Raw genomic sequence first — 19,365 nt, forward strand, 5'->3', positions numbered from 1 at the left:
CAACGCCGTTGTCATATCAGGTACGGTGATGCGAGCACGTGCGATGTCGACCGTGCCCGTTCGCCCGGCGCCCCGACGCCGCCGCCCCCGAAGGAGAACGCATGCCGGTCCCCCGCAGCGCCCCGACCGAGCACCAGCTGCTCCGTGACACCGTCCGCCACAAGATCCACGACGCGATCATGGACGGCACGCTCCTGCCCGGCGAACGCCTGAACGACGACGAGCTCATCGCCTGGCTCGGTGTCTCCCGCACGCCGATCCGCGAGGCGCTCAGCCAGCTGTCCCGCGCCGGCCTGATCGAGATGGCCCCGAACCGGTACACCCGCGTCACCACGCCGGACCCGACCGAGGTCGTCGAGGCGATGCAGACCCTCGGCGTGCTGTTCGGCGGCGTCGTCCGACTCGCGGTCCCGCGCCTGGGGTCGGCGGCCCGGAAGAAGATCCTCGCGCAGCTCGACAAGACGATCACCGAGCTCGAGGCCCACGAGGTCGCCGCGGTCAACCACGACGCCCTCGACGTCTTCGCCCTGTACGTCGCCGAGTGCGGCAACGAGAACCTGCAGCGTGTCTGCCGCGACACGATGGACGGCCTGGCGTTCCGGTTGCGCCTGCCGAACCTCGACGAGCTGGTCGACTGGGACCGGATGACCGAGGACTTCCGGCGCCTCCGGGCGGCGACCGAATCCGGCGACAACGTCACGGCCGAGCTCGCGACCGAGGCGATCCACCAGCTGCCGGGCGAGAAGCACTGAGTCCACCTGTACTCCCGTACAGGAAACGCCCGTCTCGCGCACGCGAGGCGGGCGGTCAACGTTCCACGGGCCTCCCGGTCGGCGGCCCGGCCATGCGCGTGACGCTCCCAGTCCCGGGGCCGCGCGGACCGATAGCATCGCTGGCGACCACCTGAACCAGGCACCCGGAGCAGCACATGAACCCCCGCCCGACGGACCGTACCGAGGTCGCCGCACGCCTGGCCGCCGCGGTCGGTCGGATCAACCGACGGGCCCGCACCGACTCGGCCTCGCTCGGGTACGGCATCGTGTCGGCGCTCGCGTCGATCCAGCGGCACGGACCCCTGCGCCCCGGCGACCTGTCGCGGATCGAGGTGGTCACGAAGCCCACGATGACCCGCATCCTGACCGAGCTCGAGCAGCGCGGCTTCATCCAGCGCGAGGCCGACCCGCGCGACGGCCGGGCGTTCATGGTGACGGCCACGCCGGAGGGCATCGAGGCGGTCGAGCAGGCCCGCGCGAACCGCACCGGGATCGTCGCCGAACTCATCGCGGAGCTCGACGAGTCGGACGTCCAGGCGATCGCCGGCGCTCTGGCCGCGCTCGAGCGTGTCGCCCAGGGCGAGCACGCCCAGGAACCTCACACCTTCTAGGCCTCGTAGGACCGTTACCGAACCGTTACCAAGTGGTGGACGGACCGTTCTGCCAGCGTTCCTGGACGCGCTGCCCAGTCTGACCGGTCATGGTGTCGGCTCCGCCTGACCGCGGCCACCCCACGGCTGCTCCCGGCGGACGGACGGGCCCCACACCACCGTCCGGTCCTCACCGGCTCGAGGACTCCTCGTCGTCGCCGACGGTGTCACCGACACCGCCAGCCTCCGGCGTGCCCGCACGACCTCGGTCGCGCGAGCAGGAGTCCCTCCCCCACCGAGCCGCCGACCTGCGGAACCGATGCGACACACCCCTGAGCTCCCCACCACGACGGCCTCGACCCGACGTGAAGCCCTGAACACCCCCACCCGCCGGATGCGCCGGGCCCTGCGGCACCGCGCGACGCTGATCGCCGGCGGCGCGGCGGTCCTGGCCGTCGCCGGTGGCGCCCTGACCGTCGGCACGCAGCCCGCCATCGGCGAGGCCCTCGGCATGCCGACCGGCACTCCGAGCGCCTCGGCGAGCGCGGAGCCCGCCCTGCGCGGCACCGCGCTCGACCGCGCCCAGGCCGCCGCCACGATCACCACGGCGAAGACCGTCATGCAGACCGCGAACCACAAGGTCGACACCTCGGCGCTCGAACAGCGCGTCGACGCCCTGAGCGACTACCCGGACCTGTCCGGCGCTGCGCTGACGAACCGGATCTCGACGACGGTCGCGTCGGCCACCGACGTCGCGCAGGCGAGCGCCACGCAGGACAAGCGGGACGTCGACGCGAAGGCCGCAGCCGCAGCGAGGGCCACAGCCGAGCGGAAGGCCGCCGCCGAGGCAGCGGAGGCCGCCCGGAAGCTCGCCGCCGGCAACACCGTCGCCGGTGCGAAGGCCACGGCGACCTCGCTCGCGTCGTCGGAGTACGGCTGGGGTGCGGACCAGTTCCAGTGCCTGGACAACCTGTGGACCAAGGAGTCCGGCTGGAACTACCAGGCCGTCAACGCGAACGGCGGCGCGACCGGCATCCCGCAGGCGCTCCCCGGCTCGAAGATGGCCACGATCGCCGCCGACTGGCGCACCAACGCCACCACCCAGATCACCTGGGGCCTGCAGTACATCAGCTCGGCGTACGGCACCCCGTGCGCGGCGTGGGGGCACTCGCAGGCGAACAACTTCTACTGATCGGCGCGGGTCGCGACGGCGACCGGCAGACGGACGGGAGGCCCGTGGCGGATCCGCCACGGGCCTCCCGTCCGTTGCGTGGTCGCGGTCAGCCCACCCGCGCGACGCGCACGTCTGCGCGGGTGGGCAACGGACCCGCCCATCGCGCCGCTGGTCGCGCCTGCTCCTCAGAGTGACCGGCGGAGGACGACGGACGCCTCGGGGGTGTTCACCCGGAACGCGAAGGTCTCCTCGACGTACATCGTGACGTCGACGGCGTCGTGGCCCAGGTAGCCGAGGGCCAGGTCCTCGCCGACGGTGAACACGAAGTCCCCGCCGCGCTGGCTGATCAGCAGCGACTCGTCGATGCCGGGCGCTCGCTCGACCCGACCGCCGGTGATGCCCTCGAGCTGCTCACGCAGGGGTGTGCCGGCATCGTCGGTCTCGACGATGTCCGCCCAGTCACGGGGACTGCAGGCCAGGGCGTACGGCCCGGCAACCCCGACGTCGCGGAGTGCGGCGACCGCAGCGGTGACCGCGGCCCGGAACGACGTCGGCGAGCCGTCGTGCGACTGTGCGGGCTGGGTCGACGCGTGGCCGGCCCCGGTGATGCCGCCCTCCGGCCACCCCCGGAGCGTCGCCCGGTTCTCGTGGGCCGCGAGCCGCAGCACGGCCGCGTCGAGGTCGCCCAGGTCGACGTCGGTGGCGCCGCGGGAGGAGTCCACGAGTTCCTCGAGCGCGACGGTGAAGGTCGCACGGACCTCGCAGAGCGGCAGGACCCGGCGGCGCCGTGCGGTGATGCCGTCGGCGACCCCGCCGGTCACCGCGTCGGTGCGGCCGAGGTCCACCGAGGACCACTGCCAGCCGCGCGGGCCGTCGAAGTCGACGATGCGCCGCGCGGCGAGCGCCGGGACCAGGCGGTCACGGGCCTCGGCGTCGAGCACCGCCCAGGTGTCGGCACCGAACGGCGCGAGTTCGCGGAGGAGATGGTTCATGGCGTGTGCCCTTCCGTGCTGCGGAGCGAACCGATGCCGAGACCCGGACCGGTGGCGTCGGGGGCCGTCACCACGGACGGCGACGGTGGTGCCGCGAGCGCGGCGAGGTCCACCAGGCGATCGCGTGCGGGTGCGAAGAACGTCGCTCCGGTGACCGCGCGCGAGAAGTCGAGCAGCCGGTCGTACGTCCCGGGAGGATCGCCGACGAACATCCGTTCCAGCATCCGTTCGAGCACCCAGAGCTCACCGCTGTAGCCGATGAAGTAGGTGCCGTACTCCCCGCTGCCGGGTCGACCGAAGGGCATGTTGTCGCGGAGGACGTCGTGCTCGACCCCGTCGTCGTCGACGATGGTCGCGAGCGACTTGTGCGACGGCCGGACCTCGGTGGCGCTGTCACGCTCCACGTTGTCCGACTTCGACCGGCCGATGATGCGTTCCTGCGCGTCCGTCCCGAGGGCGTTCCACGCCGCCAGGTCGTGCAGGTACTTCTGGACGACGACGTAGCTGCCACCGGCCCAGTCCGGGTCGTCCGCGCCGACGAGTGCGGAGGCAGCCAGGTCCTGCGCGACCGGGTTCGCCGTGCCGTCCACGAAGCCGAGCAGGTCGCGGGTGTCGAAGTACCGGAAGCCGCTGACCTCGTCGACCACGGTGACGTGGTCCCCGAGCGCGGCGAGCAGCAGGCGTTCGAACTCGAAGCAGACGTCGGTGCGTTCGCCCCGGATGTGGAAGAGCAGGTCTCCTCCGGTGGACGGCGCCGAGTGGACCGGCCCGGTCAGTGCGGGGAACGGGTGCAGCGCGTCCGGGCGGGCGTGCGGCGAGAACCGGTCCCACGCCACCGCCCCGATGCCGACGACGCAGGACAGGTGCGCGTCGAGGTCGCGGAACCCGACCGTCTTGAGCAGGCCGTCGAGGTCGCTGAGGACGTCGCGGACCGCGGCGAGGTCGTCGTCGTCCGGCCCGACGTCGAGGGTCAGGAACACCGCCGAACGGGACAGCGGTGCGTCGACGCTCTGCGCGTCGATGGGGACGCGGCTGCCCGGTGCGCCGGGCATCAGGGTGCGCCGTGGACGGAGGCCATGGTGTCCGCCTTTCCTCCGCAGCCGTCCTGACGGTGCGGTTCGGTGCCGTGGGGTGTCTCCCGTCGAGCATCGCCACCCGGCACCCCGTCACGCCTGAGTCGGATGACCCGCTCCGCAAGGGGGGATGCCCGCGCGACCACGGGGTGATGTGGTGACCGCGTCGTCGTCGCTAGCGTCCGGAGCAGCCGCCACGGGCCTCCCGGGCGGCACAGTCGACCGACGATCCAGGAGCGACGATGACGATCAGCATCTCGGACGCACGACCGGCGAACGACGACGGCATCGGGCGAGCGCTGCGCTCGCCGTCCGGCGGCACCGATCCCTTCGTGGTCGTCACCGGACCGGACGCGTCCGCCCGGGCACGTGCGCTCGCGGACATCACGGACGCCGCCCGGGCGGACGGCCACACGGTCGTCCGGTGGCGTGCGGTGGGCGGTGACCCCGTCATCGAGGCAGCGTCGCTGGCCCCGTGGCTCGCCCTCGTCCGGGCGCACGACGCCGGGGCACCGGGACCCACCCGCAGCGTCGTGCTCGTCGAGGACTTCGACGTGCTCGACGAGGACGCCAGGACCGTGCTGCACGACCTGCTCGCCGCACTGGCGCGGGACCTCGGGACGGTCGTGGTGGTCGCGGTGCGCGAGGGCCGGGCCCTGGCCGGATCGGGCACCCGGCTGCCGTCGGCCGACGTCTCCGTCACGGTCACGGCGGCCTTCACCGGCGACTTCGGTCTCGTCGACACCGAGGCCGAACGGGCCGTCCGCCGGGGCACCCGACCCGATCCGTCGCTGGTGGCGGCGGTCGAGTTCGTCCGGGCGGTCCGGTCCGGTGACGTGCACGCCGGCAGGCGGACCGTCCTGACCGCGCTCCGGGAGTCCGACCGGGCGGGCACCGACGACGTCCTGGTCGCGACGCTGCACGTGCTCTGCTACCTCGGCGGGCACGACTCCTGGTGGGGCGAGGCGCTGGCGCTGACCGCCGACCGTGACCTCGACCCGGTGCTGCGGCTCGTCGAGGACTGCGTGGACGGATCCGGCCGGACCGAGCACGAGCGTGCCGCGCTGTACCGCGAGGTGCACGCATCCGCTGCCGACACGCAACCGTGGAAGGCCGTGGCACTGCACATCGCGTGGACGCTGCTCGACTCGACGGATCCGCGCCGGGACCACGTGGAGGCCGTGCTCCGACGAGCGGGCGACGCCGGGCTCCTCGGCTACTTCAGCTCGTGCCGTGCCGCCGTGACGCACTACCAGGCGGGGCGGCTCGACGCGGCGCGGGCGGCGTTCGACCACGTGCACCGAGCGGCCGAGCGCTGGCAGGCCGGGACGCTCGTCGCGCTGACCGAGGCGCTGCAGGCCCTGGTCCTGTCGGTGCAGGGCGAGCCGGAGCAGGCGGCACGGAAGGCCGACCGCGCAGCACGGTGGGCGGCGCAGCACGGCACGCCGCTGGTCGCCCGGGCTGCGGAGCACGCCCGCTCCGCGCTCGACGTCGCGACGGGACGGTTCGAGGAGGCCTACAGCCGCTCGGCGACGCGACCGGGCAGGGCGGAGCGGTGGCTCGAGAGCAGCTACGGACCGATCGAGCTGCTCGACGCGGTGGAGTCGGCTGCGCGGCTCCGCCTGGCCGACCACGGTGCCGCGCTGGTGGCCCGGGCAGAACGGGCGTTCACCGACCAGCCGACCCCGCGCCGCTCCCTGGTGCTGCTCGCCTGCCGGGCGGTCGTCGACGAGACGCACGGTGCCCGCGCCCTCTTCGAGGACGCGCTGGCCAGCGTCGACGGCGACGTCTCGCCGTTCGAGGTGGCCCGCGTCCGCCTGGCCTACGGCGAGTGGTTGCGTCGTGGGATGCACGCACTGGAGGCCCGGGGCCAGTTCCGGATGGCGGCGCGCGCCTTCGAGGTGCTCGGTGCCGGTGACTGGCGGGCCCGCGCGGAACGCGAGCTACGCGCAGCCGGTGCCGCCCGTCCGCTGCCGACGGCGCTGGAGGCGGTCGACCTGAGCGAACAGGAACGCCGTGTGGCGTCGCTCGCCGCTGCCGGGCTGACCAACAAGCAGATCGCCGGGCAGCTGTACCTCTCGCCGCGCACCGTGAGCGGGCACCTGTACCGGCTGTTCCCGAAGCTCGGCGTGACGACGCGCGCCGGACTCCGGGATGCACTCCTGCGACTGGGAGGCGATGCGACGGGCGACGTCCGGACGTGACCCTGTCAGGGACACCCTCGCCGGCCGCTCGCCCCGCGGGCCCCGGATGCCCCGGCCACCACCCGCGACACCCCGGGCGGACGACCCGGGAGCGTCACCGGAACCCGTCGCCGGGGTAACGGCAGGGCCCGTCGCGAGCCCGCGGTCCGTTCGTAGACTCCAGCCACCGACGAGGACTGGTGGCCGCCGTGTTGACGGACGAGGAGTTGCTCCCCCGCGGAGACGAGGTCTCCGTGCCGGTGTCCGCCGTGCCCCGGAGCGGGCTGCCGATCCGTGGCCGGAGCATCGAGCAGGGCGTCGCCGCCGATGCCCTGGCCGGTCTGGCACGGGGAGCTGGTGACGTCCTCGTCGTCCGCGGAGCAGCGGGGGTCGGCAAATCGCGTCTGCTCGAGGACGTCGTCGACCAGGCGACCGCGGCCGGCCTCCGCGTGGCCGTCGGTCGCACGGACCGCGACGCACGCCTGATCCCGCTCGCGCCGATCATGGACGCGCTCGGCGCCGGGCCCCGGCCGATCTCCGACCGCGTCCGGCTCAGCGCGGTGACGCTGGACCCGGAGGCGCGGTACTGGCTCCTCCAGCAGCTCCAGGACGACCTGGAGCGGGCCGCGGCGTCGGACGGCGTCGTGGTCGTCGTCGACGACCTGCAGTGGTGCGACACGACGACCCTGGCGGTGCTCCGATCGCTGTCGCGCCGGCTCGCCGACGTCCCCGTGCTCTGGGTCGTCGCGGTCCGGACCGAGCACCAGGACCCGCCGGTGACGGCGACCGTCGACGAGCTCGCCGCGACGGGACGGCTCGTCGACCTCGACCCGCTCGACGAGGAAGCCACGGCCGCGATGATCGCCGACCTGGTCGGCGCGACGCCGGACGGCTCGGTCCTGCGTGCGGCGCGCCGGACGGAGCACATCCCGATCCTCGTCGCCGAACTCGTCCGCGGGCTCGTCGACGAAGGCCTGCTGGCGGTCGTGGACGGCGTCGCCACGATGCCGGGCGCTGCACTGCCGGCGAGGTTCGGTGCGTCGATCCGCGAGGGCCTCCGACGCCTGTCGAAGCCCACGCAGCAGCTCGTGCAGGTCGGAGCGACCCTGGGACGCTCGTTCTCGGTGCGGTCGTTGTCTGCGATGCTCGACCAGCCGGTGCAGCGGCTGCTCCCCGGGCTGCAGGAAGCGATCGAGGCGGGGGTGCTCGTCGACGACGGCACGGACCTGTCGTTCCGCCACGACGTCCTCCGCGAGGCGGCGGAGTCGATGATCCCCGCGGCCGTCCGCGACGACCTGCTCCGGCAAGCGGTGGACGAACTCCTGCGGCAGGGTGTCCCACCGGTCTCGATCGCCGCGCGCATCGCCACCGTGGCGCAGCGCGGGGACGTCCGGGCCGCCGAGGTCCTGCGCACGGTGGCGATCGACCTCGCGAGCACGGATCCCACCGAGGCCGGCGCGCTCGCCCTCCGCGCCGCCGACCTCGCGCACGGCACCCCGGCGTTGCCCGGCGTCGTCGTCGACGTCCTGCCGCTGCTCTGGCACAGCGGTCGGACGGCCGAGGCCCGTGCGCTGCTCGACGCCCTGCAGGGCCGCCTCGCCCCGGAGGACGACGCACGCCTGCACCTCACCCTGGCGCGGCTGCAGACCGAGGGCTCGACGCCGGATGCGCTGCGGACGGTCGAGTCCGCGCTGGCCCTGCCCGGCGTGAGCGCCGGCGTGCGGTGGCGTCTGCTCGCCGTCCGCGCGCTGAACCTCGCCCAGGCCGGGCGGCACGCGGACCTCGCGACCGCGCTGCGGGAAGCCCGGGCGACGGTCGACCGCGAGGCGGACCCGGTCGCCGTCGCCACCTTCGAGGCCAGCGCGTCCGTGCTCGCCTTCAACGAGGGCCGGTTCGCGGATGCGACGCAGGCGATCACGTCGGCGATGAGCCGGATCGCTGCCACCGGGGGCTCGTCGAGCACCTGGTTGCCCGAGGGACTCTGGGTGGCGTTCCTCGCGGGTGCACTCGGCGACACCGACCGAGCCGGACGCATCGCCGAGGCGAACGCCATCGAGACCCGTCGCAACCACCTGGCCCGCCCGACGGCTGCCTGGATGATGCTGCGCACGCGGGTGCTCTTCGACCAGGGCCGTCTGGAGGACGCCAAGACGTCGGCCGAGTCGGTCCTCGACCTGGCCGAGGACCTGGAGCTCGGTCAGTTCGCTGCGCTCACGGCCGGGACGGTCCTCTTCCGCACGGCGCTGCTGCAGGGCGACCGCTCAGCGGCCGACCGGACGCGGCACTTCGCCGAGGCCCTGCACGCCGATCCGGCCTTCGCACGCTCCGGCTCGTGGCTGCTGGCGCTCGAAGCGGACGCACACGGCGACGCCCGGGCCGCCGTCGACCGCAGCGAGGTGGCGTGGCGGAGCCTGGAGGAACCGATCGCGTCGATGTCGAGCCCGGCCGACTTCGCCGACGACGTCCACCTCGCGCGCATCGCGATCCGTGGGGGCCGACGGGACCGGCTCGAGCGGATCGAACGGGTGGCACGGCTCCGGGCCACGGCGAACCCGGACAACGACCTGTGCGGCGGGATCTGGCTGCACGTGCACGGACTCGTCCACGACTCCGTGGAGCGCCTCGGCACGGCGGTGGCGCGGCTGCGCCGGGTCGACCGCCCGCTCGTGCTGGCCGCGGCGCTCGAGGACCTCGGGAGCGCCCTGCGGCGGCACTCCGTGCCCGCGGCCGTCGAGGCGTGGCGGGAGGCGACCACGCTGTTCGACGACGCCCGCGCTCTGCGCGAGGCCGAACGGTCGCGGGGGCACCTGCGGGGCGTCGGCGTGACCGTCCGGGCGGCCACCGCCGACCCCGCTGCGTCGGGCGCCTCGGGACTCCCGGGGCTCACCGCTCGCGAGGCCCAGGTCGTCGAACGGGTCGCCGCCGGCCTGACGACGCAGCAGATCGCGTCCGACCTGTTCATCTCGACCCACACGGTGACGAGCCACGTCCGCCACGTCTACGCGAAGTGGGGCGTGGCCTCCCGCCGGGAGCTCGCGGCGCGGTTCCGGCAGCACCGCTCCGGCTGACCTCCGGTCGGGCAGCGCCGGGCGCACCGGGTCACTCGGGGTCACATCGGGTCACATCGCGGTCGTCGTCGAACCCGGCACCGAGCGCACGAACCGCCAGGTGCGGCGCGGTGGAGAAGCCGAGCTCGATCCGCCCGGAGAACCCCGCGAACCCGGCGAGCGCTCCGGCGCGGGTGCGGGTGGCGTCGAGGAACCCGAGGTGCAGGTCGGCACGGACCCCGCTCGGGCCCGGCGTCCGGAAGCCGACGAGACGGCCCGTCACCGCGCGGTGCACCGTCGTCCCGGTCGTGCCGTCCTCGGTCCGGACCTCGTCGAAGACGCCGTCGACCGAGACCGCCACCGCGAAGTCGCGCGGCGGCAGGACGGCGGCGATCCGGGCCTCCAGGTCGGCAACGGAGGCGACCGACGCGACCGTCACCACCAGGTCGGGCGAGAACGTCGAGACGACCGCGAACGCGACCGGGTCGGCCGCGTCCGCGACCGCTGCGGCGCCGTCCGGGAGCATCCGGAAGCACCGGCGGTCGAACACGACCAGGCCATCGGCGGTGCCGGTGCCGGTGCCGGCGAGCGCGCCGAGCCCGAGGGTGCCGTGCCGACCGAGGTCCGCGACGGCGACCGGGACGTGGACGGCCGGTCGTCGGTGCCGAGGATCGTCGACGACCTGCTGCGCCCACGTGGCGAGGGTCGTCAAGGACGTGGTCCTGTCATCCGTCGTCTCCCGCACCACGCACTCCTCGTCCGGCCTCGGTTCGACCGTAGGAAGTCCGCCCGCGCGGGACCAGCGCCGTTTGACTCAAGCGCTCCGGTGGGTGCGCGGCGCACGGTTGGACCATGAGTGCACGCGCGAACATGGTCTCCCCGTCCGTCCCCCCGTCCGGCACGGGGTGCGTGGAGTGCGACGCGACGGGCTCGTGGTGGGTGCACCTGCGTCGGTGCGCCGCCTGCGGGCACGTCGGGTGCTGCGACGACTCCCTGAACCGGCACGCCACCGCGCACTTCGCGGTCACCGGGCACGAGGTCATGCAGTCGTTCGAGCCGGGCGAGGGGTGGTTCTGGGACTTCGTCACGCAGGACTTCGTGGACGGACCCCGCCTCGCCGACCCGCAGGCGCACCCGACGACCCAGTCGGTCCCGGGCCCGGCCGACCGACTCCCCCGCGACTGGTCGGAGCAGCTGGCCGAGCGACGCTGACACCGGTCGCGGCCGGTCGCGGCCGGTCGCGGCCTCCCGCGACCGGTCAGGGCAGCCTGCGGTCGGTATCGAGCGCCTCCGACCGGGCGATCACCTCGTGCATCGTGGTGTGCGACCGCACCTGGTACGACAGGTGTGCCACGGCCAGCACCACCGCCGATCCGACGCCCCACGCGATCGAACCCGGGTCGTCGACGCCGAGCTGGTCGACCAGGATGGCGACCCCGGCGCCGGCGACGATCGAGTTCACCACCGCGATCGCGGACGACATCGTGAACAGCAGCCGGTACCACGACGGGGCCCGGCCGATGTCGAGCAGCTCGTTCGCCGCGTGCCGGCCGCGGGGCATCGGGAAGTACGTGTCGGCCTCGGGCAGCAGCCGACCGTAGTAGCGACGGATCCGTTGCATCGCGGCGAGCGCGGCGACGTCCTCGAGCGAGGTCTCGACGAGGCGTTCGTAGGTGAACGCGCCGAGCAGGACGATCACCGGGATGATCGCGCCGAGGAACCCGAGCGCGAAGGGCGTGTGCGCGAGGAACCCGAAGGCGACGAGCGAGCTGGAGAGCGTGGTGAGGTACAGCGAGGAGCGACTGCTCGACTCGCTGACCGTGATGCTCCGCGCGCTCTCGAGGACGAAGTGCTCGGTCATCAGGGCGTTGAAGAAGGCGGTGGGCCGGTCCAGGGAGGTGATCGACTCGGCGGCGGTCGGCAGTGTCGTGTCGGGTTCGTCGGGCATCACGGGACTCCTCGGTCAGTCGCTCGTCGCCAGGTGGCGGTGGACGAAGGTCACGGCCATGGCGCCCTCGCCGACCGCTGCGGCGACGCGCTTGACGGACCCGGCGCGGACGTCCCCGGCGGCGAAGGACCCCGGCACGTTCGTCTCGAGCCAGAACGGACGACGCTCGAGCGGCCACTGGTCGAGCGAGCCGTCGACGGCGTCCAGGTCCGGGCCGGTGACCAGGTACCCGAGCCGGTCGCGGACCATGGGCGTCTGTTCGGCCCAGCTCGTGTCCGGTCGTCCGCCGATGCAGATGAACAACCGCGTGGCCGGCAGCGACACCGTGGCCCCGTCGCCGTCGGTCACCTCGATCGACTCGAGTCGGGTGTCTCCGTGCAGCGCCGAGACCTGACAGCCCGTCCGGACCGTCACGTTCGGTGCGGCCGCGATCCTGGCGCTCAGGTACTCCGACATCGTGGCCGACAGCGACGCTCCCCGCACGAGCATCGTGACGTGCGCCGCGGAGCGGGACAGGTTCATCGCCGCCTGGCCCGCCGAGTTCGCCCCGCCGACCACGAAGACCTGCTCGCCGGCGCAGCCGTCGGCCTCGCTCGTCCCGGCACCGTAGTAGACACCGCAGCCGAGCAGCTCCTGCTCGCGCTGCAGCCCGAGCCGACGCCACTCGACACCGGTCGCGCAGATGTTCGCGCGGGCGACGACGTGGCCGCCGTCGGCGAGGTCGGCGTGGATGCGGCCGTCGTGGAAGACCCCGCGCACGCCCTCGCGCATCACCAGGAGTTCGGCGCCGAACCGGACGGCCTGTTCCCGGGCGCGCTCGGCGAGGTCCGCTCCGGCGATCCCCTCGGGGAACCCCAGGTAGTTCTCGATGAGGCTGCTCGACCCGGCCTGCCCGCCCACGGCGTCCCGCTCGAGCAGCACGACGTCGAGCCCTTCGGAGGCGGCGTACACGGCCGCGGACAGCCCGGCGGGACCGGCGCCGTAGATGGACAGGTCGTACTCCTGGCGGCGCGGTGCGTGGATCCACCCGAGCCGGTCGGCGACCTCGCGCAGGGTGGGTGCGACCAGTTCCGTGCCGTCGGGGAACACCACGAGCGGGAGCCGCGACGGATCGATCCGGACGGCGCCCCCGACCCCGCCGACGTCGACCGGGAACCAATCGAACTGCACCACGGAGCGCGACAGGAAGTCCCGCAGGGCGTAGGAGTCCGCGTCGAACGGCCGTCCGTACACACGGACGCGACGTGACAGGACCACGGCGGCGTCGGTCTCCATGGTTCCTCCGGTCCGTGCGACGACGATCGGTGCGGAACTGCTGCCGCTCCCTCACGAGCACGCTACGGACTGCCGGCGCGCTGCACGTGGTCCTGCGAGGGTCTCCTTCGGCACCGGAGGCGGCGTCGGGTCGCGCCGGGCGGGATCAGCGGCGCCCACGGCGGACGGGAGGCCCGTGGCGGCGTCGCCACGGGCCTCCCGTCCGGTCTGTGGTCGCGGTCAGCCCACCCGCGCGACGCGCACGTCGACGCGGCTGAGCGCCAGGCCGTGTGCCGCGGCGGTCGCCAGGGCGACGTCGTGGACGGCGCGGGCGACCTCGGGGGCCGGGCGGAAGCCGTCGGTGCCGATGACGACGCGCAGGGCGTCGTCGTCGACGACGATCCGGAGCGGTCCGGTGCTCGTGGCGATGCTGCGGACCGCCTGCACGGCGCTCGCGACCGTCGGGCGGGAGCGGTACAGGTCGGTGACCCCGGGGACCTCGAGGACGGCGGCCTCGATCGCGGCGAGGGTCTCGTCGGTGGTGCTCATCGGGCCTCCTCCGGGTCGGTGCCGGGCTCGTCGGCGCCTGTTTCGTCGGTGCCGGGCTCGGGGTCCGGCAGCAGGTCGCGGACGACGACGTCGATCGCCTCGACGAGCAGGTCGGTCTGCTCGGCCAGGGCACCGGCCACGGCGGTGCGGACCAGCTCGGCGGTCGCGGGGATCGACGGACCGGCGGCGATCGCGATCTCGACGGCGACCCGGATCGGGGACGCGAGTTCGGTGACGTCACCGTCCAGCTGGCAGCGGGCCACCAGGACCCCGGGGACCTCGTCGCCGGTGCGGCGGATGAGGGAGCGGATGGCGCCCTCGGTCATCACGGGGCGCTCCGTCTCGGACAGCGGGCGGAGCGGGACGTCACGTCCGGAGCGGGACTCGATCGAGATGTTCGCCAGGACGCCGCTGATCCAGGACTCGTCGGCCGGGGCCTCGTCGCGGGCGGCCGCCTCGAGCGAGCGGAGCGATGCGTGGCGGACGCGGATGATCGCGGCCAGGGCGTTCTGGCAGGCGGGCGAGTCGTCGATGCTCGGGTCCGCCGGCTGCATGCCTGCGTCGAGGTAGTCGGCGAGTTCGTCGATCGAGTGGCCGTCGAGGTCACCCGGTTCGAGGGCGTCGAGTGCCTCGGGGCTGTCGGGCAGGTCCGGTCGGATGCCGTCGTGGTCGGTCATCGCCATCCCTCCATGAGTCGGATCATGTTCTTCCTCGCTCGGGACAGCAGTCCCCGGACCGTCGAGGGTGGCAGGTCGAGTTCGGCGGCGATCTCGTCGTACCGGTACTCGAGCACCTCCTTCATGATCCAGCACCGTCGTTGGGCTTCGGGCAGTTCGGCCAGCGCACGTTCGACCGCGTCCTCGCGGGAGCGCGCCTCGGCGACCCGGTCGGGTGCGTCGTCGGCGGGCGCGGCGACCTCGAGCTCGGTGACGTCGTCGTGGATGCGGCGTGCGCGGATCCGGTCGAGGCACTTCCGGCTGAGGATGCGCATCAACCACGACTTCACGCGCGCGAGGTCCTCGAGGGAGTCGAGGCGGTCCCACGCGGTGATGAAGGTCTCCTGCACGACGTCGTCGAGTTCGTCGGTGGAACCGAGGGTCCGACGGGCGTAGGCGCGGAGCAGCGGGGTGTGGCGACGGATCAGGACCTCGAAGGCCCGGACGTCGCCGTCGGACGACCGGCCGGCGAGGACCGCGTCGTCGAGCTCGGCGAGGGACTGGTGGTGCACGCGTTCCTTCTACTGGTGGTGGATGGTGAACGGCTGGGTGCGTCCGTCCACCGTCGTCGGACGGGTACTGGTGGGACGCATCCCGCACCGCGTTCGTCACACACCGAAGGGCGCACACCGGACGGTTCCGGTGCGCGCCCCTGACGTCGTGCGTGTCGGCTCGCCCTCCTGCTGGTCGGCTCGTCCTCCTGCCGGTCGGCTCGTCCTACTGCTGGATGAAGGCGAGCAGGTCGGGGTTGATGACGTCCGCGTGGGTCGTCAGCATCCCGTGCGGGTAGCCCTCGTAGATCTTGAGCGTGGCGTTGCTGAGCAGCTCGGCCTGCTTGAGCGAGGCCGCCTTGTACGGCACGACCTGGTCGTCGTCGCCCTGCGTGACGAGGACCGGGACGGAGATCGCCTTGAGGTCCTCGGTCTGGTCCGTCTCCGAGAACGCCTTGATGCCCTCGTAGTGGGCCAGGGCGCTGCCCGTCATCCCCTGGCGCCACCAGTTCGCGACCACCGGGGCGGAGACCTCCACGCCGGGACGGTTGAACCCGTAGAACGGACCCTCGGCGACGGCCTGGAAGAACTCGGCGCGGTTCGCGGCGAGGGCGCTCCGGAACCCGTCGAGCACCGAGATCGGCGTGCCCTCCGGGTTGGTGTCGCTCTGCAGCATGATCGGGGGCACCGACGAGACCAGGACGGCCTTCGCGACGCGGCCCTGGGGCTCGCCGTACTGCGCGACGTACCGTGCGACCTGGCCACCACCGGTGGAGTGCCCGATGTGGACCGCGTTCTGCAGGTCGAGGTGCTGCACGACGGCATCCGTGTCGCTCGCGTAGTGGTCCATGTCGTGACCGGTGCCGATCTGCGACGAACGCCCGTGCCCGCGGCGGTCGTGCGCGATCACCCGGTAGCCCTTGCCCAGGAAGAACAGCATCTGCGCGTCCCAGTCGTCCGACGACAGGGGCCATCCGTGGTGGAAGACGATCGGCTGCGCGTCGCGCGGCCCCCAGTCCTTGTAGAAGATCTCTGCACCATCGCTCGTGGTGACGAACGCCATCGTGAACCTCCGTGAGTTTCTGCTCCACATGTGACGCGGACTGGCCGCTGCCTCCCGTTCGGCGGGAGACCGAAGCCCCTTCACCGTAGGACCGGCGCTCCGGCCACCGCTTGGGTCATTCATCCCGATCCGGCCGGGCCGGGCACGGCTTGGTGCGGGGGCGTGTGTGCACCAGAGTTGATCCCATGTCGCTCGTCACCGCCGTCTGCCGCGTCGACCGCCTGCTTCCCGACTCCGGCATCATCGGCGTCACCGCCATCGACAAGCGTCCGGTCACCGGCAGCGTCCGGGTCAGGCCGCTCGGGCTGCGCGCCGACGTGCAGGCGAACCGCAAGTACCACGGCGGTGTGGACCAGGCCGTGTACGCCTACGCCGACGAGGACGCCGCGTACTTCGCCGACCTGCTCGAACGCGAGGTCCCGCCCGGTCTGTTCGGCGAGAACCTCCGCACCAGCGGCATCGACGTCACCGGGGCCGTGACCGGGGAACGCTGGCGGATCGGCGACACCCTCGTGCTCGAGGTGACGGTCCCCCGCACACCCTGCGGCACCTTCGCCCGGCGCATGGGGATCGACGGGTGGGTGAAGCGGTTCGCCGACGAGGGGCGGCCGGGGGCGTACTTCCGCGTGGTCAAGTCCGGTTCGGTCGCCGCGGGTGACCCCGTCGAGGTGACCCACCGGCCGGAGCACGGGGTGACCATCGGCGAGATCTTCGGCGACCTGGCGCCCGATCGTGCGCGGGCCGTGCTCGAGTCGGGGGAACGGCTGGCGCCGAAGGTCGTCCACGACCTGTCGAAGGTCGCCGCGCGGGCCTGAGCCGGTCGGGCCCGTCGGGCCAGTCGGGCCCGATCAGCTCGGCAGCACGCCGCGCGAGGGGTCGATCGGACGCTTCGCCACGGGCAGCCCGGCGACGACCAGGTCGTAGGCGTTCGCCACGAGGTCCTCGACCATGGTCTCGTCGATGCCGTCGCCCGGCGTCAGCGTGATCCAGTGCCGCTTGTTCATGTGCCACCCGGGCGTGATCTCGTCGTGGTCACGCACGAGCGCTGCCCCGTGCGGCGGCGCGCACTTGAGGTTCACGATCGGGGTCCCACGCACCTCGGTGACCATCACGAACATCTTGCCGACGACCTTGTAGACCACCGAGCCCTCGCCGAACGGCTGGGTCTCGACGGCCGCCGGCAACGCCAGCGCCGTGCGGCTCGCGATGTCGTGCAGCTGCTCGCCGTCCATGTGACCAGGATGCCGCAGGCCGCCGACAGCGCACCCCGTTCGGGGGCAGGTCGTGAGTGTCGATCACGTCGTAGGATCACCACGCCGCGCACCCGACGCGGCGGTCGCTCGCGCGATCACCACCAGTTCCAGGGGGAACCCGTGCGCATCATCCGTACCCTCGGCATCGCCGCCGCCACCGCCGTCCTCGCGACCACCGTCGTCGTCGGCGGGACCTCGACCGCGCAGGCCGCGCCGAAGTCCTACGCCAACTGCACCGCGGTGCACAAGGTGTACTCCGGCGGCATCGCCAAGAAGTCCGTCACGAAGAACAAGGTCGTCTCCGGCGGCAAGACCACCTACCGTGCGCTCAAGGGCACGGTGAAGAAGGACGACGCCCTGTACAAGGCGAACACCAAGCTCGACCGCGACAAGGACGGCATCGCCTGCGAGAAGAGCTGACGCTCCCGCTCGCTCGGTGACACCGGCAAGACACCGGTGTTCGCGTCCTGAACACCCGCACGCCTGGGTGCGATGCGCGAACACCGGTGTTCTGCGTGCCCGGTGCGCCCCGGCGTGCGCGGGCGGCGCGACGCGGGGCGTTCAGAGCGTCGGGACGCCCTCGTGCCCGGAACGGGGACGCGGAGTCCCGGCGACGCCCGTGACGACCGACCCCGCCGGCACGTCCTTCGTGACCACCGTGTTGGCACCGACGACGGAGTCCGGCCCGATCGTGATCGCCCCGATCAGCGACGACCCGGCGCCGAGCACCACGCGGTCCCCCACCACCGGGTGCCGTCGGGCTCCCGGCCCGTGGTCTCCGCCGCGTCCGCCCAGGGTGACGCCGTGGAACACGAGCACGTCGTCACCGATGACCGAGGTCTCGCCGATCACGACGCCCATGCCGTGGTCGATGAAGAACCGACGGCCGATGCGCGCGCCGGGGTGGATCTCGATGCCGGTGACCGACCGTGCGACCTGCCCGAGCAGGCGGGCCGCGAACCGGGACCCGGGCAGCCCCTGCGCGTTCCAGAGACGGTGGGTCACCCGGTACGTCCAGATGGCGTGCAACCCTGAGTAGACGATCGCGTTCTCCAGGTCGCCGCGGGCAGCGGGGTCACCGCGGCGTGCTGCGGACAGGTCCTCCCGGATGGTCCGCAGCACGCCTCGTCGACGAGGACGACTCACGCAGTGAGCCCCTCGAAGAGCACCGTCGACAGGTAGCGCTCTCCGGTGTCGCACACGATGGCGACGATCCGCTTGCCGGCGTTCTCGGGGCGTGCGGCGATCTCGAGGGCCGCGTGGATGATCGCGCCGGACGAGATGCCGGACAGGATGCCCTCCTGCGTCGCCAGGGCACGGGCGACCCGGAGCGCGTCGTCGAGCTCGACGTCGAACACCTCGTCGATGACGCTCTGGTCGAGGACCTCGGGCACGAAGTTCGCGCCGATGCCCTGGATCTTGTGCGGACCGGCCTTGCCCTCGGTGAGCAGCGGCGAGTCCTTCGGCTCGACGGCGACGATCTGCACGCCGGGTACGCGCTCCTTGAGCACCTGCCCGACACCGGTGATCGTGCCGCCGGTGCCGACCCCCGCGACGAACACGTCGACGTGCTCCTCGGTGTCGCGGAGGATCTCCTCCGCCGTGGTCTTCCGGTGGATCTCGGCGTTCGCAGCCGTCTCGAACTGGTGGGCGAGGATGGCGCCGGGGGTCTCCGCGACGATCGACTCGGCCTTGGCGACCGCGCCCTTCATGCCCTCGGGCCCGGGGGTCAGGACGATCTCGGCACCGTACGCACGGATGACCGCACGGCGCTCGACACTCATGGTCTCGGGCATCGTGATGACGACCCGGTACCCGCGAGCAGCGCCGACCAGCGCGAGGGCGATGCCGGTGTTGCCGGACGAGCCCTCGACGATGGTGCCACCGGCCTGCAGCGCACCGGAGGCCTCGGCGGCGTCGATGATCGCGACGCCCAGACGGTCCTTGACGCTGGCGCCCGGGTTGTAGAACTCGAGCTTCGCGAGCACCTCGGCTCCGCCCGCCTTCGGCAGCCGGTTCAGCTTGACGAGGGGGGTGTTGCCGAACGCCTGGGAGATGTTCTCGTAGATGGTGCCGCTCATCCGGTCCGTCCTTCGCAGCTCAGGTCGCGCATCGCTCTTCCTGGAGGCGCGGTGTGCGCCCGATCCTAGCGACCGGACCCCAGGCGGTCCTGTCCGTGACGGCGCGTGCGCGCCCGGCAATTGGTCCACACGCTGTGGACCAATTGCCGCTTCCTCGGGCCACGCCTCCGCGAACCCA

Annotated in this window: 20 protein-coding genes; 8 read left to right on the forward strand and 12 right to left on the reverse strand. The window is 72.9% G+C overall.

What is annotated here, in order from left to right; genetic code table 11:
- The first annotated feature begins 101 nt into the window (after window positions 1-101).
- The 3 genes from DEI98_RS05820 (at window position 102) to DEI98_RS05830 (ending at window position 2,555) form a co-directional block, all read left to right on the forward strand.
- On the forward strand, window positions 102-752 hold the full coding sequence (locus tag DEI98_RS05820; RefSeq protein WP_111100185.1) for a GntR family transcriptional regulator: 651 nt from the start codon (window positions 102-104) through the stop codon (window positions 750-752).
- Between the two features lie 176 nt (window positions 753-928).
- Window positions 929-1,384, forward strand: a complete 456-nt coding sequence (locus DEI98_RS05825) for a MarR family winged helix-turn-helix transcriptional regulator (RefSeq protein ID WP_027466277.1) — start codon at window positions 929-931, stop codon at window positions 1,382-1,384.
- 298 nt (window positions 1,385-1,682) lie between these two features.
- On the forward strand, window positions 1,683-2,555 hold the full coding sequence (locus DEI98_RS05830; protein WP_110863457.1) for a hypothetical protein: 873 nt from the start codon (window positions 1,683-1,685) through the stop codon (window positions 2,553-2,555).
- Window positions 2,556-2,722: 167 nt separating this feature from the next.
- On the opposite strand, the gene DEI98_RS05835 is transcribed toward DEI98_RS05830, so the two are convergent.
- Together DEI98_RS05835 and DEI98_RS05840 are read right to left on the reverse strand one after the other, a co-directional pair.
- Window positions 2,723-3,529, reverse strand: coding sequence for a family 1 encapsulin nanocompartment shell protein (locus tag DEI98_RS05835; protein WP_111100186.1), 807 nt, complete (start codon window positions 3,527-3,529; stop codon window positions 2,723-2,725).
- The gene (locus DEI98_RS05840) at window positions 3,526-4,581 is read right to left on the reverse strand and encodes a Dyp-type peroxidase (RefSeq protein ID WP_111100187.1); all 1,056 of its coding nucleotides are present in this window, start codon (window positions 4,579-4,581) and stop codon (window positions 3,526-3,528) included. The genes DEI98_RS05835 and DEI98_RS05840 overlap by 4 nt, the downstream gene beginning before the upstream one ends.
- 263 nt (window positions 4,582-4,844) lie before the next feature.
- Between DEI98_RS05840 and DEI98_RS05845 the strand changes: the two genes are divergently transcribed.
- Together DEI98_RS05845 and DEI98_RS05850 are read left to right on the forward strand one after the other, a co-directional pair.
- On the forward strand, window positions 4,845-6,806 hold the full coding sequence (locus tag DEI98_RS05845) for a LuxR family transcriptional regulator (RefSeq protein ID WP_111100188.1): 1,962 nt from the start codon (window positions 4,845-4,847) through the stop codon (window positions 6,804-6,806).
- A 179-nt stretch (window positions 6,807-6,985) separates the two neighbouring features.
- Window positions 6,986-9,853 (forward strand): AAA family ATPase, encoded by a 2,868-nt coding sequence (locus DEI98_RS05850; protein WP_111100189.1) that lies wholly within the window; start codon window positions 6,986-6,988, stop codon window positions 9,851-9,853.
- Between the two features lie 31 nt (window positions 9,854-9,884).
- Here DEI98_RS05850 and DEI98_RS05855 read toward each other — a convergent pair whose 3' ends face one another.
- Window positions 9,885-10,544 carry an acetolactate decarboxylase gene (locus DEI98_RS05855; RefSeq protein WP_181437954.1) on the reverse strand — a complete coding sequence of 220 codons (660 nt, stop codon included), beginning with the start codon at window positions 10,542-10,544 and terminating at the stop codon, window positions 9,885-9,887.
- A 140-nt stretch (window positions 10,545-10,684) separates the two neighbouring features.
- Between DEI98_RS05855 and DEI98_RS05860 the strand changes: the two genes are divergently transcribed.
- Entirely contained in the window at window positions 10,685-11,044 is a 360-nt protein-coding gene (locus DEI98_RS05860; RefSeq protein ID WP_111092682.1) for a UBP-type zinc finger domain-containing protein, read from the forward strand.
- Between the two features lie 46 nt (window positions 11,045-11,090).
- Here the strand turns inward: DEI98_RS05860 and DEI98_RS05865 are convergent, their stop codons facing one another.
- From DEI98_RS05865 to DEI98_RS05890, 6 genes are all read right to left on the reverse strand, one after another.
- A complete protein-coding gene (locus DEI98_RS05865) occupies window positions 11,091-11,780 on the reverse strand; it encodes a hypothetical protein (protein ID WP_110863464.1) in 690 nt (229 codons plus the stop codon).
- 15 nt (window positions 11,781-11,795) lie between these two features.
- Window positions 11,796-13,055: an NAD(P)/FAD-dependent oxidoreductase gene (locus tag DEI98_RS05870; RefSeq protein WP_111095246.1), complete on the reverse strand. Its 1,260-nt coding sequence runs from the start codon at window positions 13,053-13,055 to the stop codon at window positions 11,796-11,798.
- 219 nt (window positions 13,056-13,274) lie between these two features.
- A complete protein-coding gene (locus DEI98_RS05875) occupies window positions 13,275-13,583 on the reverse strand; it encodes a hypothetical protein (protein WP_110863466.1) in 309 nt (102 codons plus the stop codon).
- Window positions 13,580-14,260, reverse strand: a complete 681-nt coding sequence (locus DEI98_RS05880) for a hypothetical protein (RefSeq protein WP_146243432.1) — start codon at window positions 14,258-14,260, stop codon at window positions 13,580-13,582. The genes DEI98_RS05875 and DEI98_RS05880 overlap by 4 nt, the downstream gene beginning before the upstream one ends.
- Complete coding sequence (locus DEI98_RS05885) at window positions 14,257-14,811, reverse strand: RNA polymerase sigma factor (RefSeq protein ID WP_110862500.1); 555 nt, start codon at window positions 14,809-14,811, stop codon at window positions 14,257-14,259. The genes DEI98_RS05880 and DEI98_RS05885 overlap by 4 nt, the downstream gene beginning before the upstream one ends.
- Window positions 14,812-15,016: 205 nt before the next feature.
- Window positions 15,017-15,853: an alpha/beta fold hydrolase gene (locus DEI98_RS05890; RefSeq protein ID WP_111046741.1), complete on the reverse strand. Its 837-nt coding sequence runs from the start codon at window positions 15,851-15,853 to the stop codon at window positions 15,017-15,019.
- A 185-nt stretch (window positions 15,854-16,038) separates the two neighbouring features.
- Between DEI98_RS05890 and DEI98_RS05895 the strand changes: the two genes are divergently transcribed.
- On the forward strand, window positions 16,039-16,668 hold the full coding sequence (locus DEI98_RS05895) for an MOSC domain-containing protein (protein WP_111100192.1): 630 nt from the start codon (window positions 16,039-16,041) through the stop codon (window positions 16,666-16,668).
- A gap of 33 nt (window positions 16,669-16,701) precedes the next feature.
- Here DEI98_RS05895 and DEI98_RS05900 read toward each other — a convergent pair whose 3' ends face one another.
- On the reverse strand, window positions 16,702-17,085 hold the full coding sequence (locus DEI98_RS05900; RefSeq protein ID WP_111100193.1) for an MmcQ/YjbR family DNA-binding protein: 384 nt from the start codon (window positions 17,083-17,085) through the stop codon (window positions 16,702-16,704).
- Between the two features lie 141 nt (window positions 17,086-17,226).
- On the opposite strand from DEI98_RS05900, the gene DEI98_RS05905 reads away from it, so the two are divergent.
- Window positions 17,227-17,526, forward strand: coding sequence for an excalibur calcium-binding domain-containing protein (locus DEI98_RS05905; RefSeq protein WP_209049853.1), 300 nt, complete (start codon window positions 17,227-17,229; stop codon window positions 17,524-17,526).
- A gap of 141 nt (window positions 17,527-17,667) precedes the next feature.
- Here the strand turns inward: DEI98_RS05905 and epsC are convergent, their stop codons facing one another.
- Both epsC and cysK read right to left on the reverse strand, forming a co-directional pair.
- Entirely contained in the window at window positions 17,668-18,228 is a 561-nt protein-coding gene (epsC, locus tag DEI98_RS05910; protein ID WP_110863472.1) for a serine O-acetyltransferase EpsC, read from the reverse strand.
- A gap of 20 nt (window positions 18,229-18,248) precedes the next feature.
- Window positions 18,249-19,187: a cysteine synthase A gene (gene cysK, locus DEI98_RS05915; protein WP_027466262.1), complete on the reverse strand. Its 939-nt coding sequence runs from the start codon at window positions 19,185-19,187 to the stop codon at window positions 18,249-18,251.
- Window positions 19,188-19,365 lie beyond the last annotated feature (178 nt).

Origin of the sequence: Curtobacterium sp. MCLR17_034 (assembly GCF_003234485.1) — a bacterium.
Taxonomy (GTDB): Bacteria; Actinomycetota; Actinomycetes; order Actinomycetales; family Microbacteriaceae; genus Curtobacterium; species Curtobacterium flaccumfaciens.

Excerpts from the sequence above, each read along its gene's own strand:
- DEI98_RS05890 (WP_111046741.1), bottom strand. The coding sequence starts at position 15,853 with ATGGCGTTCGTCACCACGAGCGATGGTGCAGAGATCTTCTACAAGGAC.
- DEI98_RS05895 (WP_111100192.1), top strand. The coding sequence starts at position 16,039 with ATGTCGCTCGTCACCGCCGTCTGCCGCGTCGACCGCCTGCTTCCCGAC.
- DEI98_RS05845 (WP_111100188.1), top strand. The coding sequence starts at position 4,845 with ATGACGATCAGCATCTCGGACGCACGACCGGCGAACGACGACGGCATC.
- DEI98_RS05900 (WP_111100193.1), bottom strand. The coding sequence starts at position 17,085 with ATGGACGGCGAGCAGCTGCACGACATCGCGAGCCGCACGGCGCTGGCG.
- DEI98_RS05865 (WP_110863464.1), bottom strand. The coding sequence starts at position 11,780 with ATGCCCGACGAACCCGACACGACACTGCCGACCGCCGCCGAGTCGATC.
- DEI98_RS05860 (WP_111092682.1), top strand. The coding sequence starts at position 10,685 with ATGAGTGCACGCGCGAACATGGTCTCCCCGTCCGTCCCCCCGTCCGGC.
- DEI98_RS05840 (WP_111100187.1), bottom strand. The coding sequence starts at position 4,581 with ATGCCCGGCGCACCGGGCAGCCGCGTCCCCATCGACGCGCAGAGCGTC.
- cysK (WP_027466262.1), bottom strand. The coding sequence starts at position 19,187 with ATGAGCGGCACCATCTACGAGAACATCTCCCAGGCGTTCGGCAACACC.
- DEI98_RS05835 (WP_111100186.1), bottom strand. The coding sequence starts at position 3,529 with ATGAACCATCTCCTCCGCGAACTCGCGCCGTTCGGTGCCGACACCTGG.
- DEI98_RS05875 (WP_110863466.1), bottom strand. The coding sequence starts at position 13,583 with ATGAGCACCACCGACGAGACCCTCGCCGCGATCGAGGCCGCCGTCCTC.
- DEI98_RS05820 (WP_111100185.1), top strand. The coding sequence starts at position 102 with ATGCCGGTCCCCCGCAGCGCCCCGACCGAGCACCAGCTGCTCCGTGAC.
- DEI98_RS05830 (WP_110863457.1), top strand. The coding sequence starts at position 1,683 with ATGCGACACACCCCTGAGCTCCCCACCACGACGGCCTCGACCCGACGT.
- DEI98_RS05880 (WP_146243432.1), bottom strand. The coding sequence starts at position 14,260 with ATGACCGACCACGACGGCATCCGACCGGACCTGCCCGACAGCCCCGAG.
- DEI98_RS05825 (WP_027466277.1), top strand. The coding sequence starts at position 929 with ATGAACCCCCGCCCGACGGACCGTACCGAGGTCGCCGCACGCCTGGCC.
- DEI98_RS05870 (WP_111095246.1), bottom strand. The coding sequence starts at position 13,055 with ATGGAGACCGACGCCGCCGTGGTCCTGTCACGTCGCGTCCGTGTGTAC.